The organism is Polaromonas sp. P1_F6, assembly GCF_056405695.1.
In genome coordinates this window covers 320969-345881 of record NZ_JBFUBQ010000001.1, presented here as the reverse complement: position 1 = coordinate 345881, position 24913 = coordinate 320969, and the positions used below count along the sequence as shown (strand labels likewise).

Annotated in this window: 29 protein-coding genes; 9 read left to right on the top strand and 20 right to left on the bottom strand. The window is 60.9% G+C overall.

Going from position 1 to position 24913, the window contains the following annotated elements; translation table 11 throughout:
• Window positions 1-53 precede the first annotated feature (53 nt).
• The 5 genes from AC1DY9_RS01645 to AC1DY9_RS01625 all read right to left on the bottom strand — a co-directional run bounded on the left by AC1DY9_RS01645 (window position 54) and on the right by AC1DY9_RS01625 (window position 5013).
• Window positions 54-812, bottom strand: a complete 759-nt coding sequence (locus AC1DY9_RS01645; protein WP_457280113.1) for an ABC transporter ATP-binding protein — start codon at window positions 810-812, stop codon at window positions 54-56.
• A complete protein-coding gene (locus tag AC1DY9_RS01640; protein ID WP_457280112.1) occupies window positions 809-1816 on the bottom strand; it encodes a branched-chain amino acid ABC transporter permease in 1008 nt (335 codons plus the stop codon). The genes AC1DY9_RS01645 and AC1DY9_RS01640 overlap by 4 nt, the downstream gene beginning before the upstream one ends.
• Window positions 1813-2688 (bottom strand): branched-chain amino acid ABC transporter permease, encoded by an 876-nt coding sequence (locus AC1DY9_RS01635; RefSeq protein WP_457280111.1) that lies wholly within the window; start codon window positions 2686-2688, stop codon window positions 1813-1815. The genes AC1DY9_RS01640 and AC1DY9_RS01635 overlap by 4 nt, the downstream gene beginning before the upstream one ends.
• Window positions 2689-2805: 117 nt before the next feature.
• On the bottom strand, window positions 2806-4017 hold the full coding sequence (locus AC1DY9_RS01630; protein ID WP_457280110.1) for an ABC transporter substrate-binding protein: 1212 nt from the start codon (window positions 4015-4017) through the stop codon (window positions 2806-2808).
• A 27-nt stretch (window positions 4018-4044) separates the two neighbouring features.
• Entirely contained in the window at window positions 4045-5013 is a 969-nt protein-coding gene (locus AC1DY9_RS01625) for a shikimate dehydrogenase family protein (protein ID WP_457280109.1), read from the bottom strand.
• A gap of 193 nt (window positions 5014-5206) precedes the next feature.
• Here AC1DY9_RS01625 and AC1DY9_RS01620 point away from each other — a divergent pair, with 193 nt between their 5' ends.
• The gene (locus AC1DY9_RS01620; RefSeq protein ID WP_457280108.1) at window positions 5207-6019 is read left to right on the top strand and encodes an IclR family transcriptional regulator domain-containing protein; all 813 of its coding nucleotides are present in this window, start codon (window positions 5207-5209) and stop codon (window positions 6017-6019) included.
• Between the two features lie 271 nt (window positions 6020-6290).
• On the opposite strand, the gene AC1DY9_RS01615 is transcribed toward AC1DY9_RS01620, so the two are convergent.
• A complete protein-coding gene (locus AC1DY9_RS01615; protein ID WP_477665648.1) occupies window positions 6291-7325 on the bottom strand; it encodes an SDR family oxidoreductase in 1035 nt (344 codons plus the stop codon).
• 196 nt (window positions 7326-7521) lie between these two features.
• Here AC1DY9_RS01615 and AC1DY9_RS01610 point away from each other — a divergent pair, with 196 nt between their 5' ends.
• Window positions 7522-8406, top strand: coding sequence for a DMT family transporter (locus AC1DY9_RS01610; RefSeq protein WP_457280107.1), 885 nt, complete (start codon window positions 7522-7524; stop codon window positions 8404-8406).
• Between the two features lie 130 nt (window positions 8407-8536).
• Here the strand turns inward: AC1DY9_RS01610 and aroC are convergent, their stop codons facing one another.
• The 3 genes from aroC to AC1DY9_RS01595 all read right to left on the bottom strand — a co-directional run bounded on the left by aroC (window position 8537) and on the right by AC1DY9_RS01595 (window position 10831).
• Window positions 8537-9634, bottom strand: a complete 1098-nt coding sequence (gene aroC, locus AC1DY9_RS01605) for a chorismate synthase (protein ID WP_477665647.1) — start codon at window positions 9632-9634, stop codon at window positions 8537-8539.
• A 113-nt stretch (window positions 9635-9747) separates the two neighbouring features.
• Window positions 9748-10350 (bottom strand): hypothetical protein, encoded by a 603-nt coding sequence (locus tag AC1DY9_RS01600; RefSeq protein WP_477665646.1) that lies wholly within the window; start codon window positions 10348-10350, stop codon window positions 9748-9750.
• A gap of 34 nt (window positions 10351-10384) precedes the next feature.
• Window positions 10385-10831, bottom strand: coding sequence for a hypothetical protein (locus tag AC1DY9_RS01595; protein WP_477665645.1), 447 nt, complete (start codon window positions 10829-10831; stop codon window positions 10385-10387).
• 309 nt (window positions 10832-11140) lie between these two features.
• On the opposite strand from AC1DY9_RS01595, the gene AC1DY9_RS01590 reads away from it, so the two are divergent.
• Window positions 11141-11563: a cupin domain-containing protein gene (locus AC1DY9_RS01590; protein WP_092130677.1), complete on the top strand. Its 423-nt coding sequence runs from the start codon at window positions 11141-11143 to the stop codon at window positions 11561-11563.
• A 310-nt stretch (window positions 11564-11873) separates the two neighbouring features.
• Here AC1DY9_RS01590 and AC1DY9_RS01585 read toward each other — a convergent pair whose 3' ends face one another.
• Window positions 11874-12530: a glutathione S-transferase gene (locus tag AC1DY9_RS01585; RefSeq protein WP_477646252.1), complete on the bottom strand. Its 657-nt coding sequence runs from the start codon at window positions 12528-12530 to the stop codon at window positions 11874-11876.
• Between the two features lie 169 nt (window positions 12531-12699).
• Here AC1DY9_RS01585 and AC1DY9_RS01580 point away from each other — a divergent pair, with 169 nt between their 5' ends.
• A complete protein-coding gene (locus AC1DY9_RS01580) occupies window positions 12700-13920 on the top strand; it encodes a polyhydroxyalkanoate depolymerase (RefSeq protein WP_477665644.1) in 1221 nt (406 codons plus the stop codon).
• A gap of 114 nt (window positions 13921-14034) precedes the next feature.
• Here AC1DY9_RS01580 and AC1DY9_RS01575 read toward each other — a convergent pair whose 3' ends face one another.
• The 5 genes from AC1DY9_RS01575 to AC1DY9_RS01555 all read right to left on the bottom strand — a co-directional run bounded on the left by AC1DY9_RS01575 (window position 14035) and on the right by AC1DY9_RS01555 (window position 17556).
• Window positions 14035-14454, bottom strand: coding sequence for a hypothetical protein (locus AC1DY9_RS01575; protein WP_457280101.1), 420 nt, complete (start codon window positions 14452-14454; stop codon window positions 14035-14037).
• Window positions 14451-14846 (bottom strand): hypothetical protein, encoded by a 396-nt coding sequence (locus AC1DY9_RS01570; RefSeq protein WP_457280100.1) that lies wholly within the window; start codon window positions 14844-14846, stop codon window positions 14451-14453. Before AC1DY9_RS01570 ends, AC1DY9_RS01575 begins: the two co-directional genes overlap by 4 nt.
• 75 nt (window positions 14847-14921) lie before the next feature.
• Window positions 14922-15689, bottom strand: a complete 768-nt coding sequence (locus tag AC1DY9_RS01565; RefSeq protein WP_477665643.1) for a hypothetical protein — start codon at window positions 15687-15689, stop codon at window positions 14922-14924.
• Between the two features lie 68 nt (window positions 15690-15757).
• Complete coding sequence (locus tag AC1DY9_RS01560) at window positions 15758-16948, bottom strand: MFS transporter (protein WP_477665642.1); 1191 nt, start codon at window positions 16946-16948, stop codon at window positions 15758-15760.
• 152 nt (window positions 16949-17100) lie between these two features.
• On the bottom strand, window positions 17101-17556 hold the full coding sequence (locus tag AC1DY9_RS01555; protein ID WP_457280097.1) for a CBS domain-containing protein: 456 nt from the start codon (window positions 17554-17556) through the stop codon (window positions 17101-17103).
• A 171-nt stretch (window positions 17557-17727) separates the two neighbouring features.
• On the opposite strand from AC1DY9_RS01555, the gene AC1DY9_RS01550 reads away from it, so the two are divergent.
• Genes AC1DY9_RS01550 through AC1DY9_RS01540 form a run of 3 tightly spaced genes read left to right on the top strand, consistent with a single transcriptional unit; the run spans window position 17728 to window position 21140 of the window.
• Window positions 17728-19041 carry an O-acetylhomoserine aminocarboxypropyltransferase gene (locus AC1DY9_RS01550; protein WP_477665641.1) on the top strand — a complete coding sequence of 438 codons (1314 nt, stop codon included), beginning with the start codon at window positions 17728-17730 and terminating at the stop codon, window positions 19039-19041.
• Between the two features lie 3 nt (window positions 19042-19044).
• On the top strand, window positions 19045-19851 hold the full coding sequence (locus AC1DY9_RS01545) for an alpha/beta fold hydrolase (RefSeq protein ID WP_477665640.1): 807 nt from the start codon (window positions 19045-19047) through the stop codon (window positions 19849-19851).
• Entirely contained in the window at window positions 19848-21140 is a 1293-nt protein-coding gene (locus AC1DY9_RS01540) for a cytochrome P450 (RefSeq protein WP_477665639.1), read from the top strand. The genes AC1DY9_RS01545 and AC1DY9_RS01540 overlap by 4 nt, the downstream gene beginning before the upstream one ends.
• Here the strand turns inward: AC1DY9_RS01540 and AC1DY9_RS01535 are convergent.
• The gene (locus AC1DY9_RS01535) at window positions 21133-21510 is read right to left on the bottom strand and encodes a thioredoxin family protein (RefSeq protein WP_457280093.1); all 378 of its coding nucleotides are present in this window, start codon (window positions 21508-21510) and stop codon (window positions 21133-21135) included. The two genes, AC1DY9_RS01540 and AC1DY9_RS01535, sit on opposite strands and share 8 nt — an antisense overlap.
• 159 nt (window positions 21511-21669) lie before the next feature.
• Between AC1DY9_RS01535 and AC1DY9_RS01530 the strand changes: the two genes are divergently transcribed.
• Window positions 21670-22038, top strand: a complete 369-nt coding sequence (locus tag AC1DY9_RS01530; protein ID WP_457280092.1) for an Mpo1-like protein — start codon at window positions 21670-21672, stop codon at window positions 22036-22038.
• Between the two features lie 63 nt (window positions 22039-22101).
• On the opposite strand, the gene AC1DY9_RS01525 is transcribed toward AC1DY9_RS01530, so the two are convergent.
• The 4 genes from AC1DY9_RS01525 to AC1DY9_RS01510 all read right to left on the bottom strand — a co-directional run bounded on the left by AC1DY9_RS01525 (window position 22102) and on the right by AC1DY9_RS01510 (window position 24452).
• The gene (locus tag AC1DY9_RS01525) at window positions 22102-22332 is read right to left on the bottom strand and encodes a hypothetical protein (RefSeq protein WP_457280091.1); all 231 of its coding nucleotides are present in this window, start codon (window positions 22330-22332) and stop codon (window positions 22102-22104) included.
• Complete coding sequence (locus AC1DY9_RS01520; protein WP_457280090.1) at window positions 22329-22517, bottom strand: DUF3606 domain-containing protein; 189 nt, start codon at window positions 22515-22517, stop codon at window positions 22329-22331. The genes AC1DY9_RS01525 and AC1DY9_RS01520 overlap by 4 nt, the downstream gene beginning before the upstream one ends.
• Window positions 22518-22855: 338 nt before the next feature.
• On the bottom strand, window positions 22856-23092 hold the full coding sequence (locus AC1DY9_RS01515) for a hypothetical protein (protein ID WP_457280089.1): 237 nt from the start codon (window positions 23090-23092) through the stop codon (window positions 22856-22858).
• Window positions 23093-23237: 145 nt separating this feature from the next.
• Window positions 23238-24452 (bottom strand): YihY family inner membrane protein, encoded by a 1215-nt coding sequence (locus AC1DY9_RS01510; protein ID WP_457280088.1) that lies wholly within the window; start codon window positions 24450-24452, stop codon window positions 23238-23240.
• Between the two features lie 58 nt (window positions 24453-24510).
• On the opposite strand from AC1DY9_RS01510, the gene AC1DY9_RS01505 reads away from it, so the two are divergent.
• Window positions 24511-24903 (top strand): DUF2069 domain-containing protein, encoded by a 393-nt coding sequence (locus tag AC1DY9_RS01505; protein ID WP_457280087.1) that lies wholly within the window; start codon window positions 24511-24513, stop codon window positions 24901-24903.
• Window positions 24904-24913: the final 10 nt, after the last annotated feature.

Below are 24913 nucleotides of genomic sequence, written 5' to 3'. Positions count from 1 at the left end.
TTGTCCCCCCGAGGGGGATTCCGGCTACACAAAGTGAGCCGAGACAGGGGGCTCTAATTACCAAGATATGCGTCCAATACCTCTTTATTGGCCCGAATTTCCGCCGGCGTTCCAATGGCCAGCACCTTGCCTTCGACCATCACCATGATGCGGTGGCACAGGCCCATCACAAAATCCATGTTGTGCTCGATCACCACAAACGACGCCTTGCGGCCAAATTTGGGGTTCTGGTTCAGATCCCGGAGCAGCGACGAAATGCCGCCCACCAGGCTGGGATTGACGCCGGCACACGGCTCATCAAGCAGTACCAGATCCGGTTCGGCCATGAAAGCCATGGCGATGTCCACCAGCTTTTGCTGACCGTAGCTCAAGGTGCCGGCGAGCTTGTCAGCCACATGGCGGATACGGAACTGGTCGATGAGCGCATCGGCCTTGTCACCCAGCCCCGAGTCGCCGGGCGCAAACATGCGGCCGAGCAGGCTGCCCTTGTGCTCCTGGGCTGCCACGATCAGGTTGTCGCGCACCGTCATCTTTCCAAACACCTGCAGCGTCTGGAAGGTGCGGCCCACGCCGCGCCGGCTGAGCTCCAGCGGTGACAGGCCGGTAATGGTTTTGCCGTTGAGTTCGATCGTGCCGGCATCGGGGCTGATCTGGCCCAACACGCTGTTGAACATGGTGGTTTTACCCGAGCCATTGGGTCCGATGACACCAAAGATTTCCCCCGGCATGACTTCAAAGGAGACCCCGCCCACAGCCTGAATGGCGCCATAGGCCTTCTTGAGCCCGGCAACTTTTAACAATGCGTTTGTCATGATGCCGCTCCGATCCGGCTGGCTGCAGCCGCACGTGCCTGGGACGCCTCACGCGCTGCGCGCTTGGCACGGATGCGGTCAGGAATGCTGAGCAACCCATCGGGCAGCCACACCATCAACAGCACCACCGCAGCGCCGAACATCGGCAAATACCAGTTGGACACCAGCGGCACATCGCGCAGCCATTCCGGCAGCACCACCCCCACCGCGGCGCCCACGATGGGGCCCAGGAAATAGCCCGCACCGCCGACCACCACCATCAGATACATCATGATGGACGCGGCCACGGTGAAGGGCCCCGGCTCAATAAACTGCACCAGCGATGCAAACAGCGCACCGGCGATGCCGGCGTAAGCCGCGCCAATGGCAAAACTCAGCAGCGTGTAATTGCGGATATCCACCCCCAGGCTCTCGGCCCGTATCGGGTTGTCGCGCAAGGCCGTGAAAGCTTTGCCCCAGGGTGAGCGCAGCAACCCCCACAGCAGGCCCGAAAGGATGACCGTCACGGCCAGTACAAAGTAGTAGTAAGGCAGGTTGCCTTCGAGCGAATAACCGAAGAGGGACGGCCGTGCAATGTTGTTGATGCCGAAGGTGCCTCCGGTGAGCCACTCTTCATTGCGCATGACCAGCCAGATGGCGGTGTTAAAACCCAGCGTTGCGAATGCCAGGTAAATGGCTTGCACGCGCAGCGCCGGGAAGCCCAGGATCAGCCCGACGGCAAAACAGATCAGTGCGGCAGCCGGCAAACCAAGCCAGAAGCTGACACCCGCCTTCATCAGGATGGCGACGGTGTAGGCGCCAATACCGAAGAAGGCCGCGTGGCCCAGCGATTTCTGGCCCGCGTAGCCAATGGTCAGGTTCAGTCCCATGGTGGCAATGATAAAAACCAGCCAGTAGGTCAGCAGGTAGATGCCGTAGCTCTTCAGGAACTGCGGCACTGCCAGTACCAGCAAAGCGGCCAGAACCGTCAATACCAGGGCAAATTTGTTGTTGGCGAGCTTCATACCTTGCGCTCCTCTTTTTTACCCAGCAGGCCTTGTGGCTTGAAGAGAATCACCACCATAAAAATAACCAGCGCCACGGCGTCCTTGTAGGCCGGTGAAATATAGGCGGCAGCCAGGTTCTCGCATACCCCTACGATCAGCCCGCCCAGCAAGGCGCCGCGCGAGTTGTTGAAGCCGCCGATGATGGCGGCGAAAAAAGCCTTCGTACCCAGGCCTTCGCCCATGTCGAACTTGGCAAGGTAAGTGGGCGTGACCARCAGGGCCGCCGCCACCGCCAGCACGGCATTGATGGCGAAGGTGTAGAAAATCATGCGCGGCACATTGATGCCCAGTACCGAAGCACTTTCGGTGTTTTGTGCCACGGCCTGCATGGCACGGCCCGTGACGGTTTTGGCCAGGAAAGCCTGTGTCGCCATCACGATGATCAGGGCCAGCGCAAAAGTGCCGATGTCCTGCAGCGTTATCGTGACGCCGGCGATGTTGAACAACTTGTCGGCAAACAGGCTCGGAAAAGGATGGGCTTCGGCGCTGTAGCCGGCGCGCACGCCATTGCGCAGGGCAATGGAAAGCCCGATGGTCGCCACGACGATGGGCATCATGCCGTACTTGAAGAGCGGATCCACCACCCCCCGCTTGAAGACCCAGCCCAGCAGCAGCACGGCCAGCAGCACCGCCAGCACAAAGCTCACCAGCATGGGTGCGCCCAGCGAAATGAAGGCCAGCATCATGAAGGCCGGCAGCATGACAAATTCACCCTGCGCAAAGTTGATCGTTCCCGAGGCCTGCCACAGCAAGGTAAAGCCCAGGGCTGCCAGCGCATAAATGCTGCCGGTGGCCAGGCCCGAGAAAAAGAGTTGGAGAAAGTCTGTCATGGGAAGGTCCGATGGAGAAAGTCGGTTGCATTCAGCGGAGTTCTCAATGGGAAGGGCTTGCGCCCTGCCCCATGAGCGGCCGGCCCCGCATGGCCGGCCGAGGTTGCAGTTACTCAGTTACTTCTTCGCGGCCGGCTTGGCCGCAGCAGGTGCCAAAGGAAGGGTCTTGCTCACGTCCCGGGTGGCCAGGCCAAGCGGGGGAACCATGTCAATGACTTCCTGCTTGCCGTTTTTGACTTCCACCATGAAGCTCATGCGGTCGAGGTCGCCCTTGTTGTCGAACTCGGTGTACATCAGCGCGCCGGGGTATTTGTCGGTGTTGACCTTCAAGCCCTTCATGGCCGCAGCCACGGCCTTGCGATCCAGCTTGCCGGCTTTTTCGATGGCGGCCTTGAGCACGTAGACACCGGAGTAGCCCTTCATGCCGTTGTGGTCGGAGATGTACTTGTAGTCTTTTTCGAACTTGGCCTTGAAGGCGCGGATGGCGGGCACCGGCGCATCCACCGTCAAGCCTACGTGGGCAATCGCGCCGTTGGCAGCCTCACCGGCCAGCTCAATGACCTTCTGGCCCGTCAGGGTGGTTTCACCGATGATGGGTTTGTTCCAGCCCTGCTTGCGCAGCTCGCGCAGCAAGCGTGCCGACTCTTCTTCGTTCGAATAGGCGAACACGCCGTCTGCATTGCTTTGCTTGGCACGCAGCACCGCGGCGGAGAAGTCGACCTGGCCGGGTTCGGTGGAGATCTCGCTCAGGATTTTGGTCGGCGAATTGGCGAGGGCCTTCCTGATCGAGTCCATGCCACCCTTGCCGAAATCGTTGTTCACATAAATGACGGCAATGCTTTTGAGCTTGGCCTGGTCACTGATGTAGCGTGCCACCTTGGGCATGGCAGTGGCTTGCGTGAAACTGGTGCGAAACACGTAAGGGTTGCCCTGCTCGGTGATGCTGGCTGCCTCGCCCCCGGTGAAGTTGGGCACCTCGGCGCGTCGTGATTCGGCCATGCTGACCATGATGGAGCCGGAGAACACCGGGCCGAAGATGGCAAACGCGTCATCATCGATGGCCTTTTGCGTCAGCCCCTTGGCCACGCCCGCATTGCTTTGCGTATCAGCGGTGGTTGTCTGGATTTTCTTCCCCAGGATGCCGCCGTTGGCATTGATTTCCCTGACGGCCAGCTCAACGCCGTTCTTGAAGTTGGTGCCTGCCGTGGCGCCGCCGCCGGACAGCTCGACAATGTTGGCGATTTTGATGACGTCTTGCGCAAAACCGGCGCTAGCGCTTACTGTGAGCGCGCAAGCAGCTATCAATTTGAGAGCGAATCGTTTTTTCATGGTTGTCTCCTCTGGGGGGTTAAAAAATCAAGGTGATGCGAGTCGTGCTTCCCCGACTCCTGGGATGGGAACACTGTCAGATGGTGTGGTTTGGAAGGGGCGCCTGATTTCACCGGCCATCGTGGCGGGGTACAAATGCCCGCGGATAAAGGTGGCATCGCGGCGAACGGCCTGCGCCGCTGCGGCATGCCCAAAAAAATCCAGGTAGTCCGGCACCTGCTGGATCAGCATCTCAAATCCGGGCTGCGCGGCCAGACCGCGCTCGCGGGCAGCCCGAACCAGCGGCGTCGGCTGGTTCTTCATGAGGATGTCCATGACGGCCGCGTGCGGCGCCATACGGGACACATCGCACGGCAGGGGATCATCGGCCCTGAGCCCCAGCGGTGAGGCATTCACCACCACGTCATGGCCCGACGGGTCGCCGCTGCTCACAGCCGCGATGCTTGCGTTTGACAGCGGCATAGCGGCGGCAATCTGGTCGGCCAGCACCTGCGCCTTGCCGGGCGCCGGGTCATAGAGCGAAATGGCGGCTGGCGCCTGGCTGCCCGCCATTGCGAGTGAAGCGGTAATCGCGGCAGCCGCGCCGCCTGCGCCCAGTATCAACACGCGCTTGCCGGCGTAGGCCACACCGAAATAGTCCAGCGACAGGACAAAACCTTTGCCGTCAAACAAGGCGCCTTCCAGTTCACCGGCTGCGTTACGGCGAATGCCATTCACCGCGCCGGCTACCCGGCCCGCGTCATTGCAATGCGAGAGCAGGCTCATCACTTCGGCCTTGTGCGGAATGGTCAGCAGCATGCCTTTGACGTTCCTGGCCAGGAAAGCGGCCTTCACAAAAGCCTGGATGTCCCCGGCAGCCACATGCACCGGGACAAGGACAGCATCAATACCCAGCGTCTTGAAGATCAGGTTGAACACCTCCGGCGCACGCACCTGCCCGACCGGATCGCCGGGGATCAGATACACATCGGTATTGCCCTGAATGGTGGAAAACATGCTGGATTGCCTGAAACGTTCGATAATCGATTGAAATTGCCAGATTCGGTGTGAACTTTAGTAGCTAGCCCCAGGAACCCCAACAGGTTTATTACTCGATTGATCGTTTATCGCTCATTTAAGATCGATGATCGAACGAAACAAGGGTTTGACCTACGCCTACGTTGACACCGTGTTGTGAATACTTCAGCAAATGACCGCGGCCAAACTCCCCATTTCACCCTCTACATTGCAGGGCCCCAGCCCTTCCACGCTGGACAAGCGGGACTGGATTGCCGGGCTGGAAAAAGGCCTGTCCGTCATCGAATGTTTTGACGACGCCAACCCACGCCTGACCGCCAGCCAGGCCGGGGCGCGCTGCGGCATGACACGAACGGCCGCCCGCCGCTATTTGCTGACGCTGGAACACCTGGGGTATGTCGCCGGCGACGGCAAGCTCTTCTGGCTGACACCGCGTGTGCTCAGGCTGGGCCAGTCCTACCTGGAGTCGGCACGCCTGCCGCGCATCGTGCAGCCCTTTTTGCAGCGCGTGACCGCCGGAACGCAGGAGAGCGCGTACGTCAGCGTGATGGACGGCGACGACATCGTCTACATCGCCCGCAACGGCTCCAGCCGCGCCATGAACACCGGCTACGTGCTGGGCTCACGCGTGCAGGCCCAGGTCACGGCTGCAGGCCTTTTAATGCTGTCGATGCGCGACCCCGCCTGGCTGGAAACCTGGCTGGCCAGTCACGAACTCAAGGCCTATACCTCGTACACGATCGCCAGCAAGGACCGCCTGCGGATAGAACTGGCGCGCGTGCGGGCGCAAGGATGGGCAATTTCCGAGCAGCAGCTGGAACTCAATTACCGCGGTATTGCCGTACCGCTGCGGGACCGGCACGGGGAAGTGGCAGGCGCGCTCAGCGTGACCATGCCCATGGGGCATGAGTCGAGTGAGGATGCGGGGGGACGGGTTTTATCGGTGTTGCGGGAGACGGCGCAGGCGATGAGAAACCTGATTTGAGTGCATCTGCCAGGGCGGTTCTTGCTCTGGCGATGCGCGCTTTGCTGAGGGTGGCTGGCCGGGGGTTGCCCGGCATGCAAGTAACTTTCTTTTGCTTACTTTTCTTTTGGCGAAGCAAAAGAAAAGTGAGTAGCCGCCGGGCTACCCCCGGCCAGCAGATCTCAGAAGAAGGCACATAGCCGGAGCAACATCCGGCCTCAAAGAGGCGCTATCAATTCAATAGCTGCTCGCGCCCACTCCCATTAGTCAAAAGCCTTTTTTTACGAAAAAATCAAACCGCCCCAACACTCCCCGTCACCGGTAAAACAATCCCCGTGACATAACTGGAACAAACAGGAGAAGCCAAAAATACATAAGCAGGTGACAACTCCTCAGGTTGCGCCGGCCGCCTCATGTCGGTCTTCCTGCCGAAGTCCTTGATGACATCGGGCGGTGAATCCGCCGGATTGAGCGGTGTCCACACCGGGCCGGGCGCCACGGCATTCACGCGAATGCCTTTGTCCAGGAGGTTGCTGGCCAGCGCCTTGGTGAAGGCGTGAATGGCCCCTTTGGTCGCAGAATAATCCAGCAGCCTGGCGCTGCCTTCCAGACCTGTGACCGAGCCGGTGTTAATGATGCATGAGCCCTGCTTCAGGTACGGCAATGCCGCTTTGGCCATATGGAAGTAGCCGTACACATTGGTGCGCAGGGTTTCGTCGAAGCGTTCTTCCGTGAGGTCTTCCAGCGAATCGGCATGCTCCTGGAAGGCCGCGTTGTTCACCAGGATGTCGAGCTTGCCCAACGATTTGACGGTTTTCTTCACCGCCTCACGGCAGAACCCGGCATCTTTCACGTCACCGGCAACCAGCACGCAACGGCGGCCTTCCGCTTCAACACAGCGCTTTGTTTCTTTGGCATCCTGGTCGGAATCAAGATACGCAACGGCCACGTCGGCGCCTTCGCGCGCAAACAGCACCGCGACGGCGCGGCCAATGCCGGAATCTGCACCGGTGATCAATGCCGTCAGCCCTTCCAGCTTGCCGCTGCCCTTGTAGTTGGGCGCCATGAATTGCGGTTTGAGTTCCATTTCGGCTTCCAGGCCGGGCTTGCGCAGGTGCTGCTTCGGCAACGGCGGCTCCGGGTAATCCTGCAGGCCGGCCTGCACGGCTTTTTTCTGCTTGCCGGCAGTGGTTTCGCGCTCGGCACGCTTGGCCTCGTCCTTGCTGTCCTGCTCTCGCTGGATCTTTTGCTGTTTGGCGGTGACGGGCTCCGCGCGTGCGGATGGGCGCGTGGAGGACGTCCGTGAAGAGGGAGTGATTTTGGGCATGGCGCTTCCTCGAAAGTGAAAGTGGATGGGTGAAAACCTCCATTTAGAGTGGCCCGAGCCCGGCGCGGTGTAGGAAAAATCCGCGCCTTCACCCCGGCCATGCCTTGCGGGCCGCTGCAGCGTCGGGCCGAATCTTGCACAATCAAGGCAGCCACCTTTTCCATTGCCGCTTTTGTTGCCGCCCGAGCGGCGTTTGATGCAAACCCGACACTTCCTCCAGCTCATCGCGATGTCCGCCCTCTGGGGCGCATCATTTCCCCTGCTGCGTATCGCCAGCCCCGCCCTGGGGCCGTGGGTGGTAGCGGCCACCCGCTGCGTCCTGGCCTCGATCGTGCTGGGCCTGCTGATGAGCAGGCTGCGCGGCCAATGGCCGCCGCGCGAGGCGTGGCCCCGGCTGGCGCTGCTGAGCATGCTGTCGGTGGTGGTTCCCTTTGTGCTGTACAACTGGGCCGCGCTGGTCATCCCGTCGGGCTATTCGGCGGTGCTCAATGCCACGGTGCCGCTCTTCGGCGTGATGGCCGCCGCGCTGGCAGGTGAGGAAAAACTCACCCGCATCCGCCTGCTCGGCTGCGCGGTCGGCTTTGCCGGCGTCGCGCTGCTGGTGCAACTGGGGCCCGTCGCCGTCACGCCCCGGGTCGTGCTGGCGGCGTTGGCCTGTGTGGCCGCGTCGGCCAGCTACGGCTTCGGTGCCATCCTCATGAAACGCGCCACCATGGCCTATTCGCCGCTGCCCTCGTCAGCGGTGGTGCATGTGGCCGCGGCCCTGATCCTGCTCATACCGGGCGGGATCGCCGCACCCTCGGCTGTCCTGACGCCGGGCGCCGTGGCTGCCGTTACGGTGCTGGGCACGTTTACCTCCGGGTTTATGTACTGGATCAGCATGCGGCTGATGCGCGAGATTCCGGCCAGCGCCACCACGTCGGCGGCCTTCATGATTCCGCTGTTCGGCGTGACCTGGGGCGGGCTGTTTCTGGGGGAGCCGGTGACGATCAGCATGTTGCCCGGTTGCGTGCTGGTGCTGTCGGCCACCGCGCTGATCACGGGCTTTAACCCGTTTCGGGCTGCGCCACCTGAGCCATAAAGCTTAAGGCACGCACCGGCGCGAAGTCGTAAAGAAATCGTGGCGAGCGGCCCGAAGTCGCGTCGAAGACCGGGGCCGTACACACCGTACGGTGAGGACCGCAGATGCGAGATCGGGCCGCGCAGCAGATTTATTTGCGGCTTCGCATGATGTTGGGCGTGGCGACCACCACATCCGCATTCTGCGCACGCTGACGCAGCGCATGCTCCATCACCACCAGGGCCAGCATGGCCTCGGCAATCGGCGTGGCGCGAATGCCGACACAAGGGTCATGCCGGCCCTTCGTCACCACTTCGGAGGGGTTGCCCGCGGTGTCGATCGACTGGCGCGGTGTGATGATCGAGCTCGTCGGCTTGATGGCGATGGACACCTCCAGGTCTTGCCCCGTGCTGATGCCACCCAGCACACCGCCGGCGTTGTTCGACTGAAAGCCCTCTGGCGACAGACCGTCGCCGTGCGTGGTACCGCGCTGCGTGACGCTGGCAAAGCCGGCGCCGATTTCAACGCCCTTGACGGCGTTGATGCCCATCATGGCAAAAGCAATGTCGGCATCCAGCTTGTCAAAGAGCGGATCACCCAGGCCCACCGGCACTTTGGACGCCGTGACACGAATGCGCGCGCCGCAGGAGTCGCCGGCCTTGCGCAGCGCGTCCATGTAGTCTTCCAGTTTCGAAACGTCAGCCACCGGCGCGAAGAACGGATTGCCCGGCACGTGTTCCCACGATTCAAACGGAATCGCGATGTCGCCAATCTGCGTCATGCAGCCGCGAAAGGTGGTGCCGTATTTTTCAGCCAGCCACTTCTTGGCCACCGCGCCGGCAGCCACCATGGGGGCCGTCAGACGGGCGGAGGCACGGCCGCCGCCACGCGGGTCGCGCCGGCCGTATTTGTGCAGATAGGTGTAGTCGGCATGGCCTGGGCGGAAGGTTTCCAGGATGTTGCCGTAGTCCTTGCTGCGCTGGTCGGTGTTCCTGATCAGGAGGCAGATGGGGGTCCCCGTGGTCTTGCCCTCATACACGCCGGAGAGGATCTCGACAGCATCGGGCTCATTGCGCTGGGTCACATGCCGGCTGGTGCCTGGCCGGCGGCGGTCCAGGTCGCCCTGAATGTCGGCCTCACTCAAGTCCATGCCGGGCGGGCAGCCGTCAATCACGCAGCCAATGGCCGGGCCGTGGGATTCACCGAAGTTGGTGACTGCGAATAGGGTTCCGAAGGTATTTCCGCTCATGGGGGGATTATCCCAGAGGGGGCTGAGGGGGCGCGGACAGCCTGATTCAGGCCCGCCGTTGACACGCCCGGACAAACCCGGAGTGTGGGTAGCGCTGGTTTCTCGTGGTCATGTCAGAGCAATGCCGAAGGGGCCGGCCCTTTCGGCAAGAAGGTAACAGCGGAAAAGTCGCTGCGCCAGAACATTGCCGATGTTATTGGGGCTCCCCAGGATTCAATGTAGGCAAGCACATCGCCTCGCTGCAATCGTTTCCGCTTTAATCGCTGCTGATACTTTTCCAGGTTTTCGAAGGACAAAGGATCTCCCTTTTGATAGAAGTCCCAACCCGGGTTGTCACTCATAACGCGTACAAAGCGCAACAAAGCGCCTTGGGAATAAGCCGAGAACTCATTGAGCGCGTCCTTCTTGCAATCATCAGCCGTACTTCGAACGGAAATTACATCAAAGCGAAACGTCGACTGCGCATAGGCTGGCACGTAACCATCTCCCGCAGACAGGTGAGGCATAAAAACCGTTAGCCCAGGGGCGTTAGCCGGTGACCACAGAATGAGCGGCGACGCGTCTTTGTCTTCCGTGTACGGCTGTTCTGGCAAGACAAACGGGGTTGGGCTGCTATGAACCCGCATTGGCGGATAGCGATCAAACGCCTGGGCAACCTCGGCGACCGGTGCCCTGATCACAGACAGATTGAAGAATGGTCGATCCAGAACAGACATGATGCGAGCGTTTGGTTGCTTGCCGGCACTGCGACTACGCGAACTCTCCGTGGCGCGGTGCAACTTCGCCCTGCAGAAGAACACGTAATGTGAACTTGAGCGGGAAGACCTGAGACTCTTTCATGCGCAGCGCGGCCGCAACCGCCTTGCGTTCTTTTTTTGCTTGCGGGTACTCGGCCGAGGGAACGAAGATGTGGTCGTTTTCGTGCAGCAGCACCCCATGCCCAAACTCGAGATCGCCAGCTGTGGTCAAGCCAACAAAGCCGGTGAACGTCTGGCCTGAGGAAGCAAGGAAATCAGCAGCAACGGACAGGGCGTAAAGGTCTGGACCCATCATCTTCGCCGGATGGGGACGAACCCAGGTTTCGTCCTGCTCTTCATCCCCTTCCTCGTCGCTTGCGAACTCCCAGATGGGAAAAGCGATGAGGTCTTCCGGCTTGAGTTGGTCAATGGGCTTTCGGGTCTTCAACGATGGACGCATGGACAGTGTCTTCTAAGGTGAAAGTGTCAACAAAACCGATCAAGCCCGGCCCTCGCTTGAAGAAAGGGTCAGGCCTCTGCTCCCCCTTGAGGAAACGAATGAGCTTGAGCCACATGTCAAACGCCTTGGAGTCGGATGGGTGGTGGATTTAGACGCTCCTGAACTATAGCTTTGCAACCGGCCGCTCTCCCTGTCGCCCTGGCTGTGCAGCCAGCGGTGTAGCGCCTGCCGTACACACTCTGGAACACTTCATGCTTGCTGCACCGCACCAATCCTGAATTGGATGTCTTGATTGAACAGGAGCACCCCATGCTGGACCGCACCGCGACCAAGTTTTCCCATGTCAAGCCTGGCGACACGCAGTTTGTCTCCGGTGGTTTGCGCGATTTTTTCCTGTACCGTGACCTTGGCATTGCCGACGCGACCAACGGCAAAGTCATCGCGCACCTTGTGAAGGCGAATATGGCACCAGAAACAGGCACGGGATGGCACCGTCATGAGGCAGATTTCCAGATCGTCATCATGACCAAGGGCTGGGCCCGCTTTATGTACGAAGACAAGGAGACCCTGGTCGAGGCCGGCGACGTGGTGCACCAGCGACCAGGCATCAAGCATTTCCTGTTCGACTACTCCCCCGACATGGAATACCTGGAAATCGTCGGGCCAGCGGACTTCAAATCTATAGACGTAGACCCGGTCTGCGAAATTCCACCACCCACCCCCTGGAAATAGCGCCCCCACGGTCGCTCACTTCGTGTAGCTCCCGAGGCCTTGCAGGCCGCGGCTCGCGAGACGCTTCGCCTCTGTCGCCCGTCCAAGCCTGCACAGGCAGGCTTGGAGCCGCGGGCTCCAGCCCCTCCGGGGCCGCCCGCCTGCGGTCTGGCAAAGCCAGTCCCGCGGCTCATGCTGGCTTGAAGATTTCAGGGCGTATGTAGCGGGGGTATTTCATCAGTGGGGGCCGCGGGTCCGGCTTCGCCGGCCCCAGGCGCCGCCCCCTGCAAGGGGGGAACAGGCTACACGCAGTGAGCCTGGACGGGGGTGTTCAAAATTCCGCATCCAACTCATCAATGTCATCCGGCTCCTTCTTCGCCTCAGCCACCCACTCCTTCATCGCCGGCAACTCCATGATGCGCTTGCAATACGCGGTACAAGCCTTGTCCAGCGGCACGTCGTAAGTGAGAAATCGGGTCACCACCGGCGCATACATGGCGTCGGCCACCGACAGCTGCTTGCCGAACAGGTAGGGGCCGCCATAGGTGGCCAGGCATTCCTTCCAGATTTCCAGGACACGGTCAATGTCGGCCTGCGCGCGGGACCAGACCTTGAAGTTCGAGAAATGGGCCTTGATGTTCATCGGCAGCGCAGCGCGCATGGAGGCAAAGCCTGAATGCATTTCGCCGCACACCGCCCGGCAGTGCGCCCGCACCTTGATGTCCGCGGGCAGCAACTGGGCTTTGGGCTTGATTTCATTGAGGTATTCGGCAATCGCCAGGGTGTCCCACACCTTGACGTTGCCGTGCTGCAGCGAAGGCACCAGCATGCTGGACGAGAGCAGCAGCATTTCGGCCTTCATCGCCGGGTCGTCCGGTGAAATCACTTTTTCGGTGAATTCCAGACCCGCGAACTTCGCCAGCAGCCAGCCGCGCAGGGCCCACGCTCCGTAGTTCTTGCTGCTGATCGTCAGGATGGCTTTGGCCATACACATGCTCCTTGAACCGGAAAGGCCCTGCTGGCTAGCAGGATGGATGCATGAACTCCCGCAAGGCTTATGCCAGCCTGCGCTTTTCGGCTCCGACTGGCCCGTAACTTGCCTGCATGGACTGGCAGAGACAAAGAGACAACGAATTCCGATTCATGTCAGGACAACCATGCTTTACCAGGCCTACCAAACCCAGTCCGACCTGCTGTCGCCGTTTCGCCTGTTCGCCCAAAGCGGTAGCGCGGCATTCTGGCTGGGTAAAACCGAAGGCAGCCTGCTCCGCAAGATTTCGGCGTCGATGGAGGTGTTTTCACGCCTGCGGCTGACGCATACACGGCCGGCCTACGGCATCAGTTCAGTGAAGGTGGGCGAGCGCGAACTTGCCGTGACGGAAGAAACCGTTCTGTCCATGCCCTTTGGCACCCTGCTGCGCTTTCGCAAGGAAACACCCGCGGGCCTGCCCTTCCAGCCGCCGGTGCTGCTGGTGGCGCCGCTGTCGGGCCACTTTGCCACGCTGCTGCGCGAAACCGTGCGCACCCTGCTGCAAGACCACGACGTGTACATCACCGACTGGCACAACGCGCGCGATGTGTCCCTGAGCCACGGCCCGTTTGCGCTGGACGACTATATCGACCATATGATCCGCTTCACCCAGGCCATTGGCCCGGGCACACATGTGGTGGCGGTTTGCCAGCCTTGCGTGGCGGCGCTGGCGGCCACCGCCATCATGGCTGAAGACGACGACCCGGCCCAGCCTCGCAGCCTGACCCTGATGGCCGGCCCGGTGGACTGCCGCGTGAACCCCACCGGCGTCAACACCCTGGCTACCAGCCAGCCGATTGAGTGGTTCGAGAAAAACCTGATCAGCCATGTGCCGCTTCCGCACACCGGCTACATGCGCCGCGTGTATCCCGGTTTTGTGCAGTTGAGCGCTTTTCTGAGCATGAACCTGGACCGGCACAAAAAATCCTTCCAGGACATGTACCAGCACCTCGTGGACGGTGATGTGGAAAAGGCCAATATCATCCGCGTGTTTTACGACGAGTACCTGGCCGTGAACGATTTACCAGCCGAGTTCTATCTCGAAACGGTCGAAAAAGTCTTCCAGACCTACGACCTGCCGCTCGGCAAGCTCAGCTATCGCGGCCGCCTCGTCAAACCTGCCGCCATTCGCCGCACAGCTTTGATGACCGTTGAAGGCGAACGCGACGACATCTGCGCCGTAGGGCAAACGGTTGCGGCGCAGGATCTGTGCACCGGCATCCGGCCCTACATGAAAACCCACCATGTGCAGACCGGCGTGGGGCACTATGGGGTGTTCAGCGGGCGCAAGTGGAACCAGCAGATTTATCCGCGGGTTCGGGAGATGATTCACTCGAGCATGGGCTGAAATTCATAAAAAATCGGCCTCCAGGCCAATGGATACGGGCGCAACCGGCTCCTGAATTAATAGCGCCAAGTTGAACCTTGAGCGAGCGCTTGCCGGCAGAGTCCGATGCCCTGCCTAGACGTCATCGTGCCCATTCAACACAACTCTGCGCAGCATCGATCGGTACTTGAGCGCCATGAGCACGGCAAGCGGATAGCCCAGACATCGCATCGGGTTCAGAAAGTGAATCCAATATGGCCGGGCGTACCAACGCTCCATACGCTTCTTGAGGTACTTCTCTTCGTATCCCCAGTCCGGCATGATCATCCACAGCATGAGCGGAAAAATCAGGAATGTGTCAAAGGCAAACGAGGCGCAGACATCCCTGAAGATGATTCGATCGACGAGCTTGAGGTCATCCGCCGAGATATTGCCTTTCAGCACAAGTTGCCGGCATTCGGTGTCCTCGATTCCGATCTCGGTCCATGCGTACGAGATGATTTCCCAGACATAGTATTTCTCACCCATGTCGGCGACACCTAGCGTCGGAGTCATCCGACCAGGCTCCTGAGCGCAAAGAACAAGGCAATTCCCGCCAGCACAAAACTTAAACGCCAGCTCGTGCGGCCCACCACCACAGCGGTACTGAGAAAACCGTCATCAAGCTCCCGGTGGCGTGAACTGCGCAAGAATTTTTTGAATCGGCCAAAAGCGTCACCAATGCCCCACGACAAGTCTTCATGGTTAGCGCCGATCTCGTTGTAGATATCGCGATGACCGGCACTTAGGCGATGAAGGATGAATGAGACAGACACAGAACCGGCAACCCCAAGCGCAACAGCGCCGCCCAGGAATATCTTGTCGAATGTCTCCGGCCATCCCGTCGCGGCCACAAACACGCCGACAACCATGCCGGATAGCGCGAAGAAGAATTCTGTACGGTCCATGACTGCTGTTTGAGGTGAAATGCTAGATGCGGCTTTGCGGCACACGTTTGTTCGATACTGTAGTCAGGTCATTTCTCAACATGGCACTGCCTGCAAGCTGGACCCAACAGCACTGAATATGGCGTTGATTAGCCGCGTCGTAAGGCGCGCCCTGTTGAACACAATGTCCGTGAGCAAGGCGATTGCAAGCCCCAAATAGATGAAGTACCCCAAGCCAACATAGTCCGAGAAGAGAACAGTGTGCAGCCAGTTCTGATGGAAGAGGTACAGATACCCAACCAATCCTGCGGCCCCAAGCAGCACCACCGTCGGCAGCACAAGTTGCAGCCCGGCGCGCTTGCGAAGAGCTGCGGCAATGGCGAGCAGCGAGAAGACGAGCGCGTTTGCGCCGGTAAAGATGCGGAACTCTCGCGTCAGTGATTCCGCCACACCCATGTACTGGGTGCGAATCAGAAGTTCGAGCCGCTCGTTGATGCGCGACAGATCGGCGGTTCTGCGCTCAAGAATCCCGGTCATGGATTTTTCGATCGCCTTGCGGCACTCGCAATCGATATTTCTCATTTGCGCAGCGACAGCGGCAACCTTTTGAGGAAGACCTTCAGCCAGCTTGCGTTTGAGTTCGGCGATCTCCGATGAATTCCTGCCAGAAAGGCCTTTTGCCATTTCCGCGAGCTTGCCGCCGTCCAGTGCTTCGATTCGTTCGCTCACTCTGCGCTCCACTTCCATTCGGATCGCATCACGCGCCAAGGTCTCGACAAGGCCTGGATTGACATAGGAGGCAACAAAGGCGACCCCAAACAGGACAAGCCCTGCGAAGGCGACGATGGTGACAAAGAGACGCATTGACGCTACTTTCAGGTCGTTAAGGTTTGACGGTGGCGTAGGGCCAGAAATTGCACATGGATTGCAATCTAATCGCCTCGCCTCATCCAGGCAACCAAAATCCCAATCAAACCCATCACCCCCACCAATCCCAAAATCACCCCACGCCCCTCCATCACCCCTGCAAACACCCCCACCAGCATCCCCGCCAGCGGCTGCGACAAATTGTTGAGCATCACGATCACGCCAGTAGTCTTGCCCAGGTCGCGCGGTGGAATCAGTTTCTGGCGCAGGCTGCGGATATAGACGTTGAACATCTTGTCAAAGCCGATCACCAGCAAGAAACCGGCGGTGTACACCCAGAAGCTGCCGGCCAGCCCCGTCAGCAAACCGCCGGCCAACATCACGCTGTATGACACCAGGCCCAGGGTGCGCAAGGGCAGCACAGTGCGGGCGATGAACAGCAGGATGATGACGGTGGCAATGGCGCCGGCCGTTTGCAGCAACGCGTAATCGCCCGCAGAGCGCTGCAGCAGCCCGGTCACCATCGCGGCCGAGGTGGCGAGCGTCACGCCGATCACCAGGTTGACGCCGGCCGCCAGCGCAATCACTTTTTTCAGGCCCGGCAGGTGCAGCACCTGCAAAAACGCGGTGCGGATGGGCAGCAGCCAATGGTCCGGGGCGGTCTCGGGCGCGGCCAGCTCAACCGGGTTCTTCCGGTGCCACAAGGTCACGGCGCCATCGGCCAGCAAAAAGAGCGCCGCGGTGGCCGCCACCACCGCGGGCCACGGCATCCAGCGCAGCAGCAGTGACGCCAGCACGGGGCCCAGGACCATGCCGAGCTGGTCGGCAATCTGCGCATGGGCCAGCACTTTTTCAAAGCGGTGCTGCCTGAATATCTGCGGCAGCATGACCTCGCGGGCCATCAGGCCCTGCGTGGTCAGCACACCGCAGACCGCCGACAGGGCAATCAACCAGCCAATGCCGCCCAGCCACTGAAAAGCGGCCGCCCCGCCGATGCACACGAGCGCGCGGTAGAGCTGGCTGATGCGCAAAAGCTTGAGAGGCGAAACCCGGTCGCACAGCGCGCCGCACACGGGAAAAGCCAGGAAGCGGGGGAGCGTTTCTACCGTGAAGGCGATACCTGACCAGGCCACACTTCCCGTGATTTCGAAAACCACCAGAGGAACCAGGAACAGCAGTATCTGGTCGGCAAGCCTGGAAAGGAACAGGGAGCTATAAAACAGCTGGCCGTTGGCGTTGTTGGCGTTGTCGCGCACCCCTGCTCCCATCGCCTTGCCCCGCAAAGCAGGCCAGATACCTAGCGCACCTGGCTATTATTTTGATAGCGCCTTGCGCTCTTCCTGATTGGGCTGATTGGGCTGGCGGCATCTTTTATGCAAAGAACACCATCAGGCCCGTACCACTCGTGTCAGCTGCGGTCGGCGCCGTCTTCTTCCGGCCAGTCGCGGATGTAGGCCTTGAGCATCTTGTTTTCGAAGTTCTGGCTGTCCACCACGGCCTTGGCCACGTCGTAAAGGCTGATCACGCCCATCATGACTTTCTGGTTCATCACGGGCATGTAGCGCGCGTGGCGTTCCAGCATCATGCGGCGGACTTCGTCGAGTTCGGTCTCCGACGTGCAGGTGAGCGGGTGGTCGTCCATGGCGGTGCGCACCAGCGTGCTGCCGATCTCGCCGCCGTTTTTGACGATGCAGACAATCACTTCGCGAAATGTCAGCATGCCGACCAGGTCACCATGCTCCATGACGACCAGTGAGCCGATGTCTTTTTCGGCCATGATCTGGGCCGCCTTGGCAAGGGGTTCGTCAGGCTGGACGGTGTAAAGCGTGTTGCCCTTCACGCGCAGTATGTCTAGAACCTTCATGGCCATCTCCTCGGTTGTGCTGCTTGCCGGCCCTCATTGTCCCACCACAGCGCGGCAACAGGGAATTCAGTTTAAATATAGCCCACAATCAAACGGCAGGTTGCAAGAATCTGTTCGGGCTCCTGCGATTGCCCGGCGCACCGCCACTTTTTTCTGACTGGAGACAAACCCATGCCCGGTTACTCAGACCCCGGCTTCGACACCCTGGCGTTGCACGCCGGCGCCGCGCCCGACCCATCCACCGGCGCGCGTGCCGTGCCGATTCACCTGACGACTTCTTTCGTCTTCGAATCCAGCGACCACGCGGCCAGCCTCTTTAACCTCGAACGCGCGGGCCATGTCTATTCACGCATCAGCAACCCGACCAATGCGGTGCTGGAGCAGCGCGTGTCGGCCCTGGAAGGCGGCATAGGCGCGATTGCTACGTCGAGCGGGCAGGCTGCGCTGCACCTGGCAATTGCCACCTTGATGGGCGCCGGCTCGCACATCGTCGCCAGCACCGCGTTGTACGGCGGCAGCCAGAACCTGCTGCACTACACCTTGCGCCGTTTCGGCATAGCCACCACCTTCGTCAAGCCCGGCGACCTGGACGGCTGGCGCGCCGCCGTGCGGCCCAACACCAAACTTTTCTTCGGGGAAACCGTGGGCAACCCGGGCCTCGATGTGCTGGACATCGAAGCGGTGTCGAGCATTGCCCATGAAGCCGGCGTGCCTCTGCTGGTGGACTCCACCCTCACCTCACCCTGGCTCATCAAGCCCTTTGACCACGGCGCCGACCTGGTCTACCACTCGGCCACCAAGTTCCTGAGCGGCCATGGCACGGTCATTGGCGGCGTGGTGGTGGACGGCGGCAGTTTCGACTGGGAAAAGTCCGGCAAATTTTCCGAGCTGACCGAGGCCTACGAAGGCTTTCACAACATGGTGTTCAGCGAGGAAAGCACCGTGGGCGCCTTCCTGCTTCGCGCGCGGCGTGAAGGCCTGCGCGACTTCGGCGCCTGCATGAGCCCGCACACGGCATGGCTGATTCTGCAAGGCATTGAAACCCTGCCGCTTCGCATGGCGCGGCACATGGGCAATACCGAAAAAGTGGTGCAGTTTCTCGCCGCCCACCCGCTGGTCTCGCGCGTGGGCCATCCGATGCTCGAATCGCACCCCAGCCACGCACTGGCCAAAAAACTGCTGCCGCGCGGCGCCGGCTCGGTGTTCAGCTTCGACATCAAGGGCAACCGTGAACAGGGCAAGGCCTTCATCGAAGCGCTGAAAGTCTTCAGCCACCTGGCCAACGTAGGCGACTGCCGCAGCCTGGTGATCCACCCTGCCAGCACCACGCACTTCCGCATGAGCGACGAAGCGCTGGCGGCCGGCGGCATCACACAAGGCACGATTCGCCTGTCGATTGGCCTGGAAGACCCGGACGACCTGCTGGACGACCTCAAGCGCGCCCTCAAGGCGGCAGAAAAAGCCGCCGTGAAAGCGGGGACCTGAAGCATGTACCTCGACGTCAACGGCCATAAAACGTATTGCTACACCGGCGGCAAACCTTTTGATGCGGCCAAACCCACGGCTGTGTTTATCCACGGCGTTCTGAACGACCACAGCATCTGGATACTGCAGACCCGCTACTTCGCGCACCACGGCTTCAACGTGCTGGCACCCGACTTGCCCGGCCATTGCAAAAGCGAAGGTGAGCCGCCGCAATCAGTCGAAGAAGCGGCGGCCTTCATCATCGCGCTCCTCGATGCGGCCGGCATCAAGACCGCCGCACTGGTGGGCCACAGCTTCGGCTCCCTCACGGCGCTGCATGCGGCGTCCACTGCACCGCAAAGGGTGACGCACCTGGCGCTACTGGGAACCGCCGCACCGATGACGGTTTCCCCCGCGCTGCTGGACAACGCGCTGAACCAGCCCATGAAGGCGATTGATATGGTCAACACCTTCTCACACTCCATGCTGGCGCCGCCACCCTCATCGCTGGGCCCGGGCACCTGGCTGTACGGAGGGTCGAAGGCGCTCATGAAACGGGTGCTGGCCAGCAATACCAAAATCAACCTGTTCCACCGCGGCTTCAAGGCCTGCGACGACTACACCGGCGGTGAAGCGGCCATCGAAAAAGTACAGTGCCCGGTGCTGTTCATCCTGGGCAAGAACGATTCCATGACCTTGCCCAAAATGGCGGCGCCGCTGCAGGCCAAAGCAAAAAATGCCAGGACGTTGATGCTGCAGGCCGGCCACCAGATGATGACCGAAGCACCCGAAGGGGTTTTGTTTGCACTGAAGGATTTCATCAAGCCATGAGCGTGCTGACGGCCACGCCGGCGATGACGCAGCAGCGTGCGCAGGAAATCGCCGCCAGCTTCGACCTGCGCGCCTTGCCGCCGGATTTTTACGCCAACCCCTATCCGGTGTACGCACTGCTGCGCGAAACCGAGCCGGTCAAGCGCATGCCGGATGGCTCCTGGTTTCTCACGCGTTACGCCGACCTGGTGGCGGTGTACCGCGATGCGCAAACCTTCAGCTCGGACAAGAAGGTGGAGTTCGAGCCCAAGTACGGAGCGGGCTCGGCCCTGTTTGAACACCACACCACCAGCCTGGTGTTCAACGACCCGCCGCTTCACACGCGCGTTCGCAAACTGATCATGGGCGCCCTTACGCGGCGCGCCATTGCCGATATGGAGCCCGGGCTCATCACGCTGGTCGATAGCCTGTTGGATGCGATCGAAAGCCGGGGCGGCGGTGATTTGATTGAGGATTTCGCTTCGGCGATCCCGGTGGAGATCATCGGCAACCTGCTGGGCGTGCCGCATGCCGACCGGTCGCCGCTGCGCGGCTGGTCGCTGGCCATACTCGGCGCGCTGGAACCCAAACCGACGCCCGAACAGGAAGCCCTGGGCAATAGCAGCGTGCGGGACTTCACCGGCTACCTCAAGGACCTGGTGGCCGACCGGCGCAAACACCCTGGCGACCCGGAACACGATGTGCTGACACGGCTGATCGGCGAAGAAGCGTCGGGTGAAAGACTCAGCGAAACCGAACTGCTGCAAAACTGCGTGTTCATCCTCAACGCCGGCCACGAAACCACGACCAACCTCATCGGCAACGCACTGGTTTTACTGCAGGAATGGCCGGACGCGAAGCAGATGTTGCTATCAAAATTAGAGCTGCTCGCGCAAGTAAATAAAGGGTCGCAGGCCGATTTGACTGTTGAAATCGATGAATTTCTACGTTTTGAGTCATCCAACCAGCTGGGCAATCGGCGTGCGCTCAAGGCCTGCCAGGTGGGCGGTGTGGACTTGCCCGAAGGCGCGTTGCTGACGCTGTGCATTGGAGCCGCAAACCGCGACCCGGCGCAGTTTGCCCAGCCCGAACACCTGGACCTGGCACGCCAGGACAACCGCCACCTGGCCTTCGGCTTCGGCATTCACCAGTGTGCCGGACTCAGCCTGGCCCGGCTTGAAGGCCGCGTTGCCATCGGCCGCTTTCTGCAGCGCTTTCCGCACTACCGCCTGACCACCAGCCCCACTCGCGGCGGCCGTGCGCGCTTCAGGGGTTTTCTGAAGGCGCCGTTTTCAACGACGGCTACCTGACCTGGCGTTGCGTGCCCACGCGGTGCGGCGCCGTTTCCAGCGCCCGCAACAGTGCCTGCGTGGATGGCAAATGAGGCACTGCCCTGATGTTGGTCTGCTCCAGCGAGTCCAGCAGGCGTGCAAGGGTTTGCGCATGCGGCGTCAAGGGGCCCAGAAAGTGCGTGCCGCCCGCATCGGCAATCAGCAGCGTGGGAAAGGTTTCCACTTCCAGGTCTCCGACCAGCTCGGCTTCGTCTTCAATGTCCAGCCAGACAAACCGGCTTTCCGGATAGCGCAAGGCCATTTCCGAGAAGACGACACCGTAGTCGCGGCAAAGGCCGCACCAGTCCGCGCAGAGGCAAATTACCCATCGCGCGGGGGGCGTCGTCACAGGCGGTTCACCATGGGGAGTTTCTGGAAGCAGATCGGTTGGCATGCAGGCAGGAGCGCGGAAAGGGTGTGACGAGGGCTGGCGGCCATGGATTGACTATTATGGCCAGCGTCGCAAAATGAGGCGCACCACCGGATATCCGGCGCAGGAGACAAACCCATGAATGCCATCAGCCCCGATTCGGCGGAAACCGGCGCCACGACACCCGTTGATCCCCGCAGCTTTGCGTCTTTCGCGGATTTTTACCCCTTCTACCTGGGCGAGCATCGCAACCCGACCTGCCGCCGCCTGCACTTTGCAGGCTCAAGCCTCACGCTGCTCTGCCTGGCGGCGCTGCTGATGACCCGCAACCCGTGGTGGCTGCTGGCCGGCCTGCTGTGCGGCTACGGCTTCGCCTGGATCGGGCATTTTGGGTTCGAAAAGAACCGGCCCGCCTCGTTCAAGCGGCCACTCTACAGCTTCATGGGAGACTGGGTCATGTACCGCGACATGTGGGTTCAGGCCTTGCGGCGCATCAAAGGCAACTGAGCCCGTTTCCAGGCGTGGCCTTAGCCTCCCACAACGGGCTCTAACGGACCTTATCGGGCTTTATCAGGAGTCCAGTGACTGCAAAGGGCCGGTTTTTAACGCCTTGAGGCATGCCGCACCTGCCTGCAACGCCGCCTCATGCGTGGGGTACGGGTGGTCGGAGCCTTCAATGCGCAGGTCCGCCATGTGCTCTTGGGCTGACAGCTGCGTGACCACCCAGTAAAAAAGACCTGCTGACGGCTCCTTCACCCGCACCGCGAGCGGCCCGGGCGCATCGGGAATGGCGGCACTCATAAAGACCGCCCGAGCTCAGTGCTCACGTCTTTGGCGGCAGGGCCTACTTCCGCCACGGCAACACGCAGTTCAAGCTCGCTGCAATCGAGTGCGCTGACCCAGTATTTCAGGGAGGCTTCCTCGTTGATGTTGATGGGCTCGTTTGTCAGGGCCGGGTCGGCGATCAGGTTCGATGGTGATGTCACGGTTCTCTCCAGCTTGGTTGTCAATTGAGGGGATTGCAGCAGATGGAGAGAATCGTGGCGTAAGCATAAAGATGGTCTTGTAAGAATTCCTCCCGCGCGCCTGAAGGCCTAACGGGCGAAAATTTGTGCGGTGCAGCATAAAAATTCTTACAAGGCTTACGTCCCCCGAACGGCTTTTGCAGGATGAGGCAATCAGGCTTGAAAACGGGCTCAAACCTGCCTCCTGGCACGCATTTGGGCTGAAGCGGAGTCTTGCCAAATCGCAAGGAGGCCACGTCAGGAGGGCAAAACGACGCGGGTATGCGCTTGACCCGCCGCGAAGGCGCGACGCAAAAAAATTAAAGGCCGGACTCGCCGTCTACCCGGATGCCCAACTGCTTGACCTTGACGCGCTGCTCCACGGCCTGACTCCACATTTCGAAGTCTTTATTGGTGGGCGCCGGGCCCTTGCCGGTCTGGTAGGCCCACATTTTCGCCGTCAGCTCTTCGTAGATCTGTCGGGCTTCCTGGTGCGCCTGCCGTTCATGGGCAATGGCGCCGTCCAATTTTTCCCTGGCTGGTGTTTTTGATGGCATTGTCAGTGCGTGAAAAAATCAAAAATCAGATTTTGTTACAACACGCCGGCAGGCACAAATATCCCCAAACAGCGACTGGTTTTTAGTCCGGATGGACTAGCCCCGAAACCTGCTGTGCGGGGATTGGCGGGTCGGAGTTGGCGGTTTACAGCGCGTCGCGCAGCCGTATGGCCGGCCACCGGGCCTTTTCCCAGAGGCCCTGGACCGCTTCGGCTTTGTCCAGCAGAAGTTGCTGTATCAGCGGCTCCAGCGGCGTGGCGTCGGGATCGGCCAGCAGCAGGTAACGGGCTTCTACCTCGCCCTCGGCTTCATTGAGCTGGCCTACCCAGTCCAGGGCAACCAGTGTTTCCAGTACCGGCTCCAGCTGCAGCCCGTCCACCTGAAGCAGCTCGGCCAGCTGCGAAGCGCTGACGCCCTTGCGCGGGGTAGCCAGTGCCCGGTGCAACTGCTGGAGCACTTCAATGGCCAGCTGGAAATGCCAGCCATGCGCGCTGCCGCGACGGGCCACTCCGGCCAGGAGACTGGGCAGGTACGCGGCAATCACAGCGCCCATCAGCACGATGACCCAGGACACATAAATCCATACAAGGAGGATGGGCAAGGTAGCGAACGCGCCATACACCAGCGAATAGGTCGGCACGGCGCCCAGATACAGGCTCAGCACGCGTTTGGCCACCTCGATGCCCGCAGCCACAAACAGGCCCCCTACCCAGGCATGCGACCACTTCACGTAGGTATTGGGCACATAGCGGTACATCGCCGCCATGCCCCCCGCCACCAGGAAAAACTGCAGAACGCTGAGCAGAAAACGCAGGCTGACGGGCAAAGCGCCCACCAGGCCGCCCGAGGCCGACAGCACATAAGAAGTGACCGCCAGGCTGGCCGCCAGCAGCAGCGGCCCCAAGGTAATGGCAGCCCAATAAATGAGCACACGCTGCGTCAGTGGCCGCGCCTTTTTGACGCGCCAGATACCGTTGAGCGTTCGGTCAATGGTCAGGATGAGCGCGATGGCCGTGACCAGAAGCACGGCCAGGCCCGCGATGCCCAGCTTATTGGCCTGGCGGCTGAATTGCGTCAGGTAACCCAGCACCTGGCGGGCGATGTTGTCGGGGATCAGGCTCTGAATCAGCCAGGCCTGCAGGGCGCCCTGCAACTTCGAGAACATCGGGAAGGCCGTAAAGATGGCCAGCGCCACCGTAAAAAACGGCACCAGCGCGATCGAGGTGGTGAAGGTCAGGCTGCTGGCGGTCAGGCCCATGTGGTCTTCCCGGAAACGGTCACGCAGCGTGAGCGCTGTGCCACGCCATGGAAAGCGCGACAGGTCGCTCAAGAGGTCCTCGAGATATTGCTGAAATTTCATCCCCGGTATCATGCCACTGACCTTGAACCTGTTGACGGTCCAGCGGGTTCCCATGACCATGAACAAAACAACGCAAATTGACATCACCCGCCGGCTCGCGCTGGCCAGCCTGCTGGGCCTTATCGTGCTGGGCCTGGCCTGGGAAATGTGGCTGGCGCCCATACGCCCGGGCGGCTCATTACTGGCGCTCAAAGTGCTGCCGCTGTGCATCCCGCTGGCCGGCATCATGAAAAACCGCATGTACACCTACCGCTGGGTCAGCCTGCTGGTGTGGCTTTATTTCACCGAAGGCGTGGTGCGGGCCTGGAGCGACCGCGCCCCCGGCAACTACCTGGCCTTCATCGAGGTACTGCTGTGCCTCACGCTGTTTGTCGCCTGCGCGATGCATGTGCGGGTGCGGCTGAAAAACGCCTCCACCGCTTCCAGCGCCTCAAATCCATCAACCCCTTAACCTGAAGCCG